This is a genomic window from Agrococcus jejuensis (assembly GCF_007679035.1).
GTDB lineage: Bacteria > Actinomycetota > Actinomycetes > Actinomycetales > Microbacteriaceae > Agrococcus > Agrococcus jejuensis_A.
Genome location: NZ_VEFR01000052.1, coordinates 1 through 230, shown reverse-complemented (window position 1 = coordinate 230; position 230 = coordinate 1). Strand labels below are relative to the sequence as shown.

Here is a 230-nt window from a genome sequence, read left to right as displayed (position 1 = left end):
GAGGCGCGCGGAGAGGAGGAGGTAGAAGGTGGGGGGGAGGGGGAGGTGGTGGTGGGGACGGAGGGGCCGTGGGTGGAGGTGGTGAGGGGAGTGATGAAGGGGAAGGTGGGGTGGTGCTTGGCGTTGGGGGTGTGGAGGGTGAGGGAGTGGGGGGTGAACGCGATGGTGGGTGTGCGAGGCAGCGGCTTGATGAGTGCGTGGTGTTTTGACGGGGTGATGAGGGGGACGGG

General features: G+C 68.3%; 1 protein-coding gene. It reads left to right on the top strand.

Features of this window, described 5'->3' with window-relative positions:
- On the top strand, positions 1-230 hold a 230-nt coding region (locus FS793_RS16470; protein ID WP_222123791.1), incomplete at both ends, for a hypothetical protein.